Raw genomic sequence first — 12,289 nt, 5'->3', positions numbered from 1 at the left:
TGTTAGAGATTGGAGACTGGAGATTAGAGATTAGCCAGTCTCCAATCTCTAATCTCCAGTCTCTTCCCCTTTAGTCAAAATCAGATTGTGAAATTGATCTACGGCCGTTTCCCAACTGGGCGGAATCACAATCGTCGTATCATATTGGAACACAATGGCGGGGCCGCTAAACTGGTGGCCTGGGCGTAATTTTTCTCGATTGTACAGGTTCGTTTGGTATGCCTGCACTGAGCCATGCCGAAGCGGCCGTTCCCCAAACCAAACCATCTTCTCATCAATAATTGCTGTGCTGGCATCTGGCTCGCCCAATGATTCATGTTGATTAGCGAGGGAATCAACGGGGGCAACGCCTGCGCTAAGAGCGGACTCTGCGTCCGCCGCCGAAGTGGCCGTTACCCGCAGCGTAACCACCTCCAACAATTCGTCATCGGGCAAACGGTAGCCGTATCGCTGCTCATGCGCGGCGTGGAACAGATCGCTCACGGCCAAATCGCCTGCTTGCCAGGGAACCGTTAGCTCATGTGACTGTCCCTTGTACCGCACGTCCAGCCGATAGCGTAACGTGACGCTCGATTCTTCATGCCCCTCGGCCACCATATCCGCGATAGCGCGGGCAGCGATTGGCTCGGCTTGCGCGGCCAGCCACGCCTCATCTGCCTGCGACCACTGCTGCACGGTACGCATCACCGTTTGTGAGTAATCTTTGGTAGGCGCAGCCACCAGCATCCCCAACGCCGAGAGCACACCCGGCACGGGCGGCACCAGCACGCGCGGAATTTGCAAACTCTCAGCCAATTCGCAGGCGTGCAGCGGCCCGGCTCCGCCAAAGGGCATCAGGGTAAAGCGGCGCGGGTCGTAGCCACGCTCCACCGAAATGCGGCGGATGGCACGCTCCATGTTGGCATTAGCAACCTGGATGACGCCCCAAGCGGCCGTTTCCGCATCATCTACCTTCATTTTCTCAGCCAAATTAGATAACGCCTCGCGTGCTGCCGTTTCGTCCAAACGCATCGTGCCGCCCAAAAAATGATCCGCGTCCAGTCGGCCTAGAACTAAATTTGCATCGGTAACGGTTGCTAACAGAGACCGGAGACCTGAGACTTGAGATTTTTGTTCAGTCTCTAGTCTCCAATCTCTAATCTCCTTTTCGGTACGGCCGTAACAAGCAGGCCCCGGAAACGCCCCCGCGCTTTCTGGCCCCACCTGCAACGCACCGCCAGCATCCACGCCGGCCATGCTGCCGCCCCCTGCGCCCACCGTGTGAATATCAATGATGGGCAAACGCAGCGGCAAGCCAGCAATCTCGCCGCTGGCAGTGGTGGGCAAGCGGCCAGGGCAAAGCGCCACATCGGTACTCGTGCCGCCCATGTCGAAGGTGATGATTTCAGGAAAACCAGCCTGCCCCGCCACAAACCGCGCCCCAACCACACCCCCTGCCGGGCCAGACAGTGCCGTCCGTGCCGCCTGTGCCCCGGCGGTAGCGGCAGAAATAATGCCGCCGTTGCTCTGCATCACCGAGAGGCGACGCGGCTGAACGCCAGCCGCCAAACGCCGCAGGTAGCGCGTCATCAGGGGAACCACGTAAGCGTTAATCACCGTTGTCGCCGTGCGCTCGTACTCACGGTACTCTGGCAAAATGTCGGAAGAAAGAGAAATGTGCAGCGCGTCTCCCGCCTGTTCTTGCAAAAATTGGCGAATTTGCTGCTCATGCTGAAGGTGCAAAAAGGAAAAGAGCAGGCACACGGCCACCGATTCAATCTGCTCCGCCTGCAGCCTTTGCCAAATGGCGGGTAGCTTATTCAGGTTTAGAGGATGCAGCACCTCGCCACTGGCGGTGACGCGCTCTGCCACTTCCAGCCGCCAGTTAGCAGGCACTAGCGGCGGCGGCTTTTGCGGCACCAGGGCGTAAATATCGGGACGGTTTTGCCGCCCGATGGCCAGCACATCGGCAAACCCTTTGGTGGTAATGAGGGCCGTCCGTGCCCCTTTGCGCTCTAGCAAGGCATTGGTGGCCACCGTACTGCCGTGAACGACAACGGCCGTTTCTGGCACCATCATCGTCTCTATTCCTGACAAAATCGCTTCTGAGGGATCATGCGGGGTACTGAGCTGCTTGTGGATTTGGGTACGGCCGTCTGCCCCCAGCCACACAAAATCGGTAAACGTCCCCCCCGTATCCACGCCGAGTCTTTGATCCATACGCTTTCCATCCGCAGATTCGCGCAGATTACGCTTGCAAATTTTTCTTTGCTCTAAAAAAAATCCTTCTAATCTGCGTAATCCGCGGCTAATTCTCTACTTTGCTCAAATTTTGATACGCAAGCGTCCAGGCGATAGCCACAAATGCGGTCAGGCTGCCGCGCACAAACCAAACCAAAAGCGTGACAAGCAGCAGTGCCAGCCAGGACGTGGCTTGCAGCGCGATTGTATCTGAATTAGTGAGGGGCGTCAGCCAGGTAAGCAGCGGAGAGGTGACGAGGCTGACCGCGCCCAAAAGCAGCGTTTGCCCACCCCACAAAATCACAATTAGCACAAACAGATCGCCAAAATTTTGCCGGATGCGCTGCCACGTTTGGCGAACGGCCGTTCGCCCCGCCACCCCATGCAAAATCGCCTGCCGAAAGGTGAGCAGCCGGTACCAGAACGACAGCAACCCCACCGGCATGAGCAATGCCGCCAACCCAATGATACAAAAAAGCCCCATTCCTGTTGTGGCAAATACGGTGCCTGCACTCGGCTCGCTGACGGCAAAACTGGCCAGCACCAACGCCAAAACCAGCAAAATGAGCAGCATCAGCAGCGCGATGAGAAACCAGGGGAAGAACACCAGCAAATCAATCGCCAAAAAGCGGCCCAGCCAGGCACGCCCCTGACGTAGCGACTGCCACAGGTTGATTGGTTGACGAGATTCGGTGGTGGAAACGGCCGTAATAATCCCCGCCTCTGCCAAAAGTGCAACCAACCAAACCAATACAAACTGCCCAAATGCAAGCAGCAGCCCCCGCCAAAGGAGCTGCTGCATTGGCGCAATTGCGCTCGCAATTTCAGTGCTAAACAACAGCGATTCAATCGTTTGAATGTTGGTTAGTTGGGCAAAGTCCAGTGTAATCAACTGCCCTAGCCACAGTCGCCAGCCCGTGCCAAATAAGCTGCTCAGGCTCATTCCCAGCCCCAGCCAAAGCAGGAAGGGATTCTGCCGCAGCAGCTTCCAGGAATGCGAGAGTAAGTCTGGGGTCATAACGCTTACCGGTATTCGGTAAACAGTAACCGGTAATCAGTGAACAGTCATCCGTCCTAAATACCGATTACTGATCACGAATTGCCGTTCACGGGTACCTACACATCTTTTTGGAACCCATCTTTCTGGATAAATTGCTGGTAAGCCAGGGTTACTGTCGCAGAGCGATAAGCCGTCAGAATGGAGTTTATAGCTGCACCGGCTAGCCCCAAACAGATGCCACCGAACGCCAGCAGAACAATATCTGACATGCCAAAGTCAATTTGGTTGCCTTGAAACAGGTCAAAAAGCACTGGCCCGGCGGCTAAAAAGGCCAGCGGAACCATCACAAAGAGGGACACAAAACCGACGAGGATGCCAAGCACAAAGAAAGCAATCCCTAGTAACAAGATATCGCCCAGGTTTTGGCGCAGCACATCCCAGCCATGCCGAATACTATCCATCACGCCTAGCTGTTTAATCACCAAACCGCGTTGGGCAAATGGCTGTAAAAAGGTCACGATAAGGCCTAAGGGAACAAGTAAACAGGCAAGAAGCCCCCCACAAATTGCCAAGATGCTAATAGTACCGGCCATGGCTTCTGTCATGTTCCCGCCTTCTTGAAAAAGGGAAAAACCAACAAAGGCGAAGCCACCACCAATTACCAAACCGAAGAGGATAAAAGGAAGATTGAGAAGCAAATTAAGGCCGACCAGTCCGCCAATGCGAGCTACGCCTGCTGAAAAAGCAGAGCCGAAGCTCATCTTTTCGCCAGCCTCAATACGATCGACTGCTTCAATGAGCCCACCTTGTGCGGCCAGGCGAATCAGCCAAAATACAATGCCCAAAATGAATAAGAAACAACCCAGGCCAAGAACCAGGCCGCCAAAATCCGCCCAAAATGAGTTGAACTGATCAATAATTTCCGGGGGAAATGGCTCAGTAGAGGTGCTGCTAGACGGTATATTGTAGTTGAAGTTACCGCCGCTACTGCCGCCACCGCTACCGCCTAGCGCTGCCAAAAAGCCTAAAATAAAAAGGAATTTATTTTGCCAAACAACTTCCCAACCACGTCGGAAAAGCTTTCCAAAATCCATTAGTTACTCTCCTGTAAACAGCAAAATTGGCGCAGAATTGCCCAATTTTGTCATGAAATAATCGCCAAAATGTTCATGCTGCTTTACGCAAAATACGGCCGTTCCGTTGCATTACTCCCACTCAATCGTCCCTGGTGGCTTAGAGGTGACGTCCAAGACCACACGGTTCACACCAGCCACTTCATTGACGATGCGGCGACTCACCGTCGCCAACAGATCGTAGGGCAATCTGGCCCAGTCGGCGGTCATGAAATCCTCGGTGGTGACGGCGCGGAGGGCGATCACTTCCTGGTAAGTACGGCCGTCACCCATCACCCCCACACTCTTCACCGGCAGCAGCACCGCAAACGACTGCTGCGTTCCCGTGCGTAACATCTCTGCCTGACGCAGCTCCTCCACAAAGATGGCGTCTGCCAGCCGCAGCCGCTCCAGCCGCTCCCACGTAATCTCGCCCAGGCAGCGAATGGCCAGCCCCGGCCCCGGAAACGGCTGTCGCCAAACGATGCTGTCTGGCAAGCCAAGCGCAGTGCCAATCGTCCGCACCTCGTCCTTAAACAACTCCCGCAGCGGTTCCACCAGTTCAAAGGCAATATCATCCGGCAAGCCGCCCACGTTGTGGTGCGTTTTGATAACGTGGGCATCTTTTTTGCCCTTGTCCGCACTTTCGATAACGTCAGGGTAAATGGTACCCTGCGCCAAAAAACCAATCTGCCCTAGCTTGTTGGCCTCCCGCTCAAAAATCCGCACGAACTTTTCGCCAATGATGCGCCGCTTCTGCTCAGGCTCGGTGACGCCTGCCAACGCTTCCAAATATTCCTCAACTGCATTCACGGCAATCAGGTTCATTCCCTGCTCGCGTTGGAACGTCTCCACTACCTGACCAGCTTCATTTTGCCGCAGCAGGCCGTGATCCACAAAAATGCAGGTGAGCTGCTCGCCAATGGCTTTATGAATGAGGGCAGCCGCTACGGCCGAATCTACCCCGCCGCTAAGACCGAGGACAACACGGCCGTTTCCCACCTGTGCCCGAATCAACCCCACCTGCTCCTCAATAAAGTTAGCAGGTGTCCAATCTGCCCCACAACGGCAAATGTGGTGTACAAAGTTACTGAGTAGCTGCGCCCCCTGCGTCGTATGCACGACCTCTGGATGAAACTGCACCGCGTAATACCCCCGCTCCACGTCAGCCGCCGCCGCAAACGGTGAATTATCTGAATGTGCCAATGGCTGGAACCCGTTGGGCAATGCTTCGACTTTGTCACCGTGGCTCATCCACACTTGTTGAAGATTGGAGACTGGAAACTGGAGATTAGACATCTTGGTCTCCAGTCTCCAATCTCTAAATAACGGACTGTCTGTCTTATCAACACACAAAGTCGCGGGGCCGTACTCCCGCTGCTGGCTGTGTCTCACCTTGCCACCAAAACGGCGCGCCAGCAGCTGCATTCCATAGCAGATGCCCAACACGGGCAAACCGCTTTCAATGACGTAATCGGGCAGCGTTGGCGCACCGTCATCATACACGCTGTTGGGGCCGCCGCTCAAGATGAAGCCCTTTGGTTTGTGAGCCAGCACCTCATCTGCCGGGGTCGTCCAGGAAACAAGGCGACTGTACACATTTGCTTCACGCACCCGCCGGGCAATCAGCTGGGTGTATTGCGAACCGTAATCGAGAATTATGATCGTATCGTGGGCTGTCATTAAATCTATTATCTCCTGGGATTAGAGGTTTTCTCTTTCACCTCTGTGTCCTCTGTGGCTAAAAATCAGGCGAGTTGGATACGGCCGTCTGACATATCCACAATCGTCGCGGCAGAAAAAATCGGCACGCCCCATTCCGCCAGCAGGTCACGCCCGCCCTCAAACGTTTTCTCCACCACTGTAGCGATGCCCACCAGCGTCGCCCCGCTGCTCTGCACAATCCGCGCCAATGCGGCAATGGTACGCCCCGTTGCCAAAAAATCATCCACAATCAAAATCCGATCCGCTGCCTGCAAAAATTCCGGCGACACCATGAGCGAGACAACGCTGCCCTTGGTATGACTGGGCGCATTTTCCACATACACCGGCTCCATCATCGTGATGGGCTTCTTTTTGCGGGCATACACTACTGGGATATTGCCCAACGCTTTGCCCGTCATCGCCGCCGGAATCAGGCCGCTAACTTCGGCGGTTAGCACTCGCGTCGGTTTTGTAGCAGTAAATTCGGCAGCTATCGTCTCGCCAATTTGTTCCATTAAGTTTGCGTCAATCTGGTGGTTCAAAAAACTGTCAATTTTGAGAATACCCCGCCCCAAATTTTGCCCTTCCTGCACAATCCTGCGCTTTAATGCGTCCATTCCGTTACATTCCTTTTATAAAACACAAATAACACGAATGAAAAAAATGCCACTAATCCCATTTGTCATATTCGTCCATTCGAGCTATTCGTGGTCCGCTTTTTATCAGGCCAATCGGCCGACATTCACATTGTCAAACGAATAATATCTTATATCATCATAAACAGGCGAAAAAAGTAGCCACAGGCTTGTGCTGAGTGCAATAAAGAGAACATAGAGATTCTAGAGTTTTTCTCTTTTTCCTCTGTGGCAAAAAAGAAAGTAAGAGGTTGCGATAATTTTCACAATTTCCTTGACGCCGTTCTGAACCTATTTTATAATTCACATATCGTTCAAAAAAAATTGAAAGTTGTGAACAAGGTAAATCTTATGGTAAATAACATTGTGCAAGAAGGACTGGAAGCGGTAGAAAAACAGTTGCGAGACATCGTTAGCAGCGACGTGGATGTGCTGCAAGATGCCGGATTGCACATCATTCAATCTGGCGGCAAGCGGCTACGGCCGCAGCTAGGCATTTTGGCCTATTTGGCCGCTGGTGGGCAGGATGTGCAGCGCGTCATCCCCATGTCTGCCGCCATCGAGATGGTTCACACCGCCACCCTGGTTCACGACGACATCAACGACCACAGCACCACGCGGCGCGGGCAAATTACCGTCCACGCCCGCTGGGGCCGCACCTTTGCCCTACTGGCTGGCGACTACCTCTTTACCAAAGTGTACGAGATGATGGCCCCGTACCCATCAGAGTACAACGTCATCATGGCCACTGCCACCACCAAGCTGGTAGAGGGTGAAACGCTGCAAGCCGCTGCCGCCAAAGCGGGCGATATGGATCGTGAAACGTACAAAACGATCATCAGCCGCAAGACGGCCAGCCTATTTGAAGCCGCTGCCCGCATGGGCGCGATGCTGGCCGACGCCGACGAAGATACGATTGAAGCCCTCGCCACCTACGCTTACAACCTCGGCCTCACCTTCCAAATTGTGGATGACATTCTAGACATCATTGGCGACCCGGAGACGTTGGGCAAGCCAGTTGGCACCGACATCGCCCAAAATCGCGGCGTGATGGCTGCACAAAATGGTGGCCTTGCTGTAAAAGAGGCAGTGGCCGAAGTAGAAGATGATCCTATCGCCCGGATGATGGCCAACCTGCGCGAATCTGGTGCGGTGGAAATTGCCCGGATGCAGGCTGAGGAAACGGCAACCCGCGCCCGCACCGCCTTAACCAACCTACCGCCCTCCCCCGCCCGCACCGAAATGGAAAACCTCATCGAACTGGTACTGGATCGCCAGAAATAAGCAAAAGGGTGGTTCGCGAACCACCCTTTCAACTAAAAAACGCGGGCATGATTGCCGCGTTTTTTAGTTGGACTCATTTGCTGAAGGCAGGGCAAGTATCAATATACAATCCTTATAATCAAAATTTAAAAGTGCACAGCAACCCGAAATCCAATATCATAGTACCAATCATCGGGAAATCCACTTATTCGAAAATCATTGTTACATTTCATTTTATTTGAACCAAAGGCACCACCTTTTAAAACATACCAATTATGGTCTTCTCTATAATGTGAATTAGTCCACTCCCAGACATTTCCTGCCATATCCACACATCCAAAAGGACTATCCCCATCAGGTGAGAAATGGGCTACAGTGGATGTCGAATCGATTCCAACTTCAATTGTATTACAATAACCGTCTATCCATATATTGCCCCAAGGATATTTCCGCCCATCAACTCCCCTAGAAACTTTTTCCCACTCCTCCTCAGTCGGCAAAAGACAATTTGCCCACTTTGAGTATGCGTAGGCATCTCTCCAGGAAACATATACAACAGGATGATCAGCTATCGAATTTGGTGGTACATTTGCTCCCTGCCAATGTGCAGGGAGGGCATAATTCTTTTCAATTACAAAGCGAGAATATTCAGCATTTGTTACCGGGGTTTTAGCAATCCAATATTCTGGCAAGTATCTCTTTTCTTTGTTTTCGCCATACAAAAACTCACCTGCCGGTATGCGTATCATCTCTTTGCCCGTGATGGAATGCACCCGTATATCTGGCGGGTTGGGAATGAGAATCTGGAGTTTTTCACGAGACTGCACTTCAATTGTTGCAGGTGCGGGTTTTGGCTTTTCAATTTTTCGTGAGGCAGGTTTGGTTTCCATTTTGGGCGGCGATTGGAGTGTAACGGCTTCGCTAGCCAACAGCTTTAGCAAGCGTGCCACATCTGTCTGGTATTCTTTTTTGAAGGCGATGAACTGATAGCCGCGCCATAGGGCTGGTGGGCGGCACGGCTTCACATCCAGCGGGTAAAACGTAATCTCCCCTTCATGCTCCAAACTCAGCGCTACGTTGGTTTCTCGCTTCACCCATTTGGAGCGCACGGCCTCTGGCGTGAGTAAAACAATAAAAACGCCGCTCTCTTCCAAGCCACGATTGATGGCTTCAACCCACTGCTCACCGGGCTGGATGCTGTCGGGGGCAATCCAGGTTTGCCAGCCGTTGGTACGTAAATCAACGGCCAGCCGCTGCGCCAGTTCAGCATCCTGGTGGGCATGGCTAATAAAAATTTGGCGCGGGTTGCGCTTGCCTTTGGGAACTGAAACTGTTTCTACCCGCACATTTGTTTGCCCAAAAGTGATACGGAACGGTCTGGGGCGTTCCCTCTGTAAAACGGCAAGTAATTTCTCTTCCTCGGCGTTGCGTTCACACCAGCCAATCAGTTCTATCACCTTACGTTTTTTGCCCCAGCCATCAGAAAAATCATCATACACATCCCGAAATTCCACAGCACACAAGATGCGTAGTTCCTCATCGTTCAAATGTTTGATGATAAATTCGTTGAGTTGGCGTTTGTTGAATTTCATGGGCATTTAGGCAATTGGTTGGTTGCTGGTTTGGACAATTATACAAAATCATGCCGGGTTGTGCAGAGACGTTGCAATGGAACGCTTCACCATCTACAATTTTGTTCTTATGCAAGATAAATTGGTGGATTTAACGGCCGTTCTCCCCCTCATCCAAAATAACCAAACCATCGCCCTGGGTGGGATGACCATTTATCGGCGTCCCGTTGCTTTTGTGCGGGCTTTGTTGCAACAGCAGCCCCGTCCACAAAACCTGACGCTGCTGGCATTTACCGCTGGATTTGCCAGCGACATGCTGGTGGGTGGCGGCTGCGTGAGCCACACGCGCACCTGCTACTTTGGGCTAGAATCGTTTGGCCTGGCACCCATGTTTACCAAGGCGGTGGAAGACGGCCGTCTCACCATCATCGAAGAAAGCGAGGCGAGCATTGCGTGTGGTTTACGTGCCGCCGTGGGCAAGCTGGGCTTCATCCCCAGCCGCGCGTGGCAAGGCACCGATTTATTCAAAGTACGCCCCGACGTGAAAACAATCATCGACCCATATAGCGGCGAAACGCTCACCGCTTTTCCTGCCATCGAGGTAGACGTGGCTATCATCCACGTGCTGAAGGCAGACAGATTCGGCAACGCCATTCTGGGCGGCAATCCAACGATTGACGAAATGCTCAGCAATGTGGCCAAAACCGTCATCATCACGGCGGAAGAGGTGGTGGATGAGTTGGAAGGGCCTGTGGAGTTGACGGGTTTGCCAGTAACGGCCGTTTGCCACGTCCCTAACGGCGCCTGGCCCACCTCCTGCTACCCCGCCTACCCCCTCGACGGCAAAGAAATCCTGCGCTACGTTGATGCCTGCCACAGTGGGCAGTTTGAGGATTACGTTAAACAATCAAGAAGTTAAAAATCAAAGATTACGCAGATTCCACAGATTAAAATCCAAGAAATCCGCGTAATCCGTGGCTAAAAATTATGTACACGATTGACGAACTGATTTGCGTTTGCATTAGCCGCCAAATTGAGGATGGTGAACTGGTAGCACAGGGGATGGCCACGCCGCTGGTGGCGGCGGGCTATCTGCTGGCTAAGCTGACGCACGCCCCCAACCTCACCTTCATTTCGGCCATTGGGCAGACATTTTGCCAAGAATTTGCCCCGCTAGGGCTAGCCACGGTAGAAAATTTGTGGCTCAACAATGGCTTGTTCAGCATCAATTTCATTACAGGTGTTTGCGATTTCTTGCCCCGCTACCGACCCAAAGAGTTTTTCCGACCCGGCCAGGTAGACCCATTTGGCAACTTCAACAATGTGTTTATGGGCGGCAGCTATGAGAAGCCCCGGCTGCGGCTGCCTGGCTCAGCAGGCATCCCGGACGTGACCGTTTTCGAGGAGCATGTGTGCCTCTACGTACCGCGCCACGGGCGGCACACCTTTGTGCCGCAGCTTGATTTTCGCAGCGGATTGGGACACGCACCGGAACGCTCGCAGGGCAGCGGGCCTGTTTATTTGGTGAGTGATTTGGGGCAGTTTGATTTTGGTGGTGAGAACGGCCGTCTCCACCTTACCACCCATCACCCAGGTATTACACCCAAGCGCATCCAGGCCAAAACCGGCTTCCCCCTGGAAGTTGCCCCCGATTTGCACGAAACAGAGCCGCCTACGGCCGAAGAGATTCAACTTCTACGCGAAAAAATTGACCCACTGGGCATTCGCACCCTGGAAACGTTGCGTGGCGCCCACCGCAAAGCCAAACTCCGCCAAATCCTCGCTGCCGAAAAAGCGCAACCTTCGTAAGCAGACTACAAAAGTCTCAGGACAATTTGCCAAAAGCCTCACTTCAGCAAGACTTTTGTAGTCTTTGCACAACCCTCGTCATGCCAGCGTTTCGAGCATCCAACGGCCTGTCTCTTCAATCACCCTGGTTGCTATGGTGCGATCCCCCGATAAAACGTTGAAGGTGTGATTAGCATCATCTATGAGTATCAGCCGTTTCTGGGCCGTTGCTGCCCCCTCAACATAATTTCTGGCATTCTCCGAAGCTGGGGAATCCAAACGCCCCGCAATTGCCAATAATGGATTCTGGAACTGTTTGATCGCTTGCCCAGGACTGAACGCTGCCAAGCTGTCAAAAAAGCTATTTTTCAACGTCACGGAGCGCCAGCCTAAATCAATGGTCACCTGCCCGTGCTTTTGGGCATAGGCAAAATTATCTTCTCCCAACGACTCAAGAAACTGCGCTCGCAAACGTCTTGCTGGCGACCACAAAGCCATCGTCTTGAACCTTGTAGGCTGTTCTGCAGCGGCAAGCAGGGCAACGGCCGCACCCAAGCTGAAGCCCAGAATGCCGACGCGGCTAGGGTCTACTTCTTGGCGTGACAGCAAATAGTGTGAGGCAGCTTGAGCGTCCTCCAAAAGTCGGTGCACAGTCGTATCTGCCATATCGCCCCCGCTCTCACCCCAACCACGGAAATCTATTCGCAGCGAGCCGATCCCTTGTTTTGCCAATTCAATGGCCAAATCGGCAAACATATTGCCAACTTCATCTTTGTGGCTAGCAAAGCCATGCAAAAGTAAAATTGCGGGATTAGTTGCCTCATTCACTGGCATCGTCACGATCCCCACAATTTCTTTATCTTTGCCAACGAAAACTTGCTTCTCTAAGTATTCCAAAAAGAGTCTCCCGTTACGCAGACCTGACAGGTTTCCTCAAGTGTAACCAACTTTTCTATGAAAAACCTGTCAGGTCGTCACTGGATAGCAGCGTATCGA

10 protein-coding genes are annotated in these 12,289 nt (G+C 53.0%); 3 read left to right on the top strand and 7 right to left on the bottom strand.

Annotation, left to right across the window (positions count from 1 at the left end; all coding sequences use genetic code 11):
• Window positions 1–48 precede the first annotated feature (48 nt).
• The 5 genes from ACOQPM_RS03890 to xpt form a co-directional block, all read right to left on the bottom strand.
• Window positions 49–2,199 (bottom strand): hydantoinase/oxoprolinase family protein, encoded by a 2,151-nt coding sequence (locus ACOQPM_RS03890; RefSeq protein WP_420627914.1) that lies wholly within the window; start codon window positions 2,197–2,199, stop codon window positions 49–51.
• 88 nt (window positions 2,200–2,287) lie between these two features.
• Window positions 2,288–3,238 carry a hypothetical protein gene (locus ACOQPM_RS03885; protein ID WP_420627913.1) on the bottom strand — a complete coding sequence of 317 codons (951 nt, stop codon included), beginning with the start codon at window positions 3,236–3,238 and terminating at the stop codon, window positions 2,288–2,290.
• A 98-nt stretch (window positions 3,239–3,336) separates the two neighbouring features.
• Window positions 3,337–4,314, bottom strand: a complete 978-nt coding sequence (locus ACOQPM_RS03880; RefSeq protein WP_420627912.1) for a DUF7544 domain-containing protein — start codon at window positions 4,312–4,314, stop codon at window positions 3,337–3,339.
• A 111-nt stretch (window positions 4,315–4,425) separates the two neighbouring features.
• Window positions 4,426–6,015: a glutamine-hydrolyzing GMP synthase gene (guaA, locus tag ACOQPM_RS03875; protein WP_420627911.1), complete on the bottom strand. Its 1,590-nt coding sequence runs from the start codon at window positions 6,013–6,015 to the stop codon at window positions 4,426–4,428.
• 65 nt (window positions 6,016–6,080) lie between these two features.
• Window positions 6,081–6,653 carry a xanthine phosphoribosyltransferase gene (xpt, locus tag ACOQPM_RS03870; protein ID WP_420627910.1) on the bottom strand — a complete coding sequence of 191 codons (573 nt, stop codon included), beginning with the start codon at window positions 6,651–6,653 and terminating at the stop codon, window positions 6,081–6,083.
• Window positions 6,654–7,022: 369 nt separating this feature from the next.
• Here xpt and ACOQPM_RS03865 point away from each other — a divergent pair, with 369 nt between their 5' ends.
• Entirely contained in the window at window positions 7,023–7,955 is a 933-nt protein-coding gene (locus ACOQPM_RS03865) for a polyprenyl synthetase family protein (RefSeq protein WP_420627909.1), read from the top strand.
• Between the two features lie 125 nt (window positions 7,956–8,080).
• Here ACOQPM_RS03865 and ACOQPM_RS03860 read toward each other — a convergent pair whose 3' ends face one another.
• Window positions 8,081–9,526, bottom strand: coding sequence for an SUMF1/EgtB/PvdO family nonheme iron enzyme (locus tag ACOQPM_RS03860; protein WP_420627908.1), 1,446 nt, complete (start codon window positions 9,524–9,526; stop codon window positions 8,081–8,083).
• Between the two features lie 76 nt (window positions 9,527–9,602).
• Here ACOQPM_RS03860 and ACOQPM_RS03855 point away from each other — a divergent pair, with 76 nt between their 5' ends.
• Both ACOQPM_RS03855 and ACOQPM_RS03850 read left to right on the top strand, forming a co-directional pair.
• Complete coding sequence (locus ACOQPM_RS03855; RefSeq protein ID WP_420627907.1) at window positions 9,603–10,424, top strand: CoA transferase subunit A; 822 nt, start codon at window positions 9,603–9,605, stop codon at window positions 10,422–10,424.
• Window positions 10,425–10,492: 68 nt separating this feature from the next.
• A complete protein-coding gene (locus ACOQPM_RS03850; protein WP_420627906.1) occupies window positions 10,493–11,314 on the top strand; it encodes a CoA-transferase subunit beta in 822 nt (273 codons plus the stop codon).
• 78 nt (window positions 11,315–11,392) lie between these two features.
• Here the strand turns inward: ACOQPM_RS03850 and ACOQPM_RS03845 are convergent, their stop codons facing one another.
• Window positions 11,393–12,190, bottom strand: a complete 798-nt coding sequence (locus tag ACOQPM_RS03845; RefSeq protein ID WP_420627905.1) for an alpha/beta hydrolase family protein — start codon at window positions 12,188–12,190, stop codon at window positions 11,393–11,395.
• Between the last annotated feature and the right edge of the window lie 99 nt (window positions 12,191–12,289).

Source organism: Candidatus Leptofilum sp. (assembly GCF_965223525.1).
Taxonomy (GTDB): Bacteria; Chloroflexota; Anaerolineae; order Promineifilales; family Promineifilaceae; genus Leptofilum.
The sequence above is the reverse complement of the archived record's forward strand: the minus strand, read 5'-3'. Positions and strand labels throughout refer to the sequence as shown.

Coding starts and splice junctions, on each gene's coding strand:
- ACOQPM_RS03880 (WP_420627912.1), bottom strand. CDS start 4,314: ATGGATTTTGGAAAGCTTTTCCGACGTGGTTGGGAAGTTGTTTGGCAA.
- ACOQPM_RS03890 (WP_420627914.1), bottom strand. CDS start 2,199: ATGGATCAAAGACTCGGCGTGGATACGGGGGGGACGTTTACCGATTTT.
- ACOQPM_RS03865 (WP_420627909.1), top strand. CDS start 7,023: ATGGTAAATAACATTGTGCAAGAAGGACTGGAAGCGGTAGAAAAACAG.
- guaA (WP_420627911.1), bottom strand. CDS start 6,015: ATGACAGCCCACGATACGATCATAATTCTCGATTACGGTTCGCAATAC.
- ACOQPM_RS03855 (WP_420627907.1), top strand. CDS start 9,603: ATGGAACGCTTCACCATCTACAATTTTGTTCTTATGCAAGATAAATTG.
- ACOQPM_RS03860 (WP_420627908.1), bottom strand. CDS start 9,526: ATGAAATTCAACAAACGCCAACTCAACGAATTTATCATCAAACATTTG.
- xpt (WP_420627910.1), bottom strand. CDS start 6,653: ATGGACGCATTAAAGCGCAGGATTGTGCAGGAAGGGCAAAATTTGGGG.
- ACOQPM_RS03850 (WP_420627906.1), top strand. CDS start 10,493: ATGTACACGATTGACGAACTGATTTGCGTTTGCATTAGCCGCCAAATT.
- ACOQPM_RS03885 (WP_420627913.1), bottom strand. CDS start 3,238: ATGACCCCAGACTTACTCTCGCATTCCTGGAAGCTGCTGCGGCAGAAT.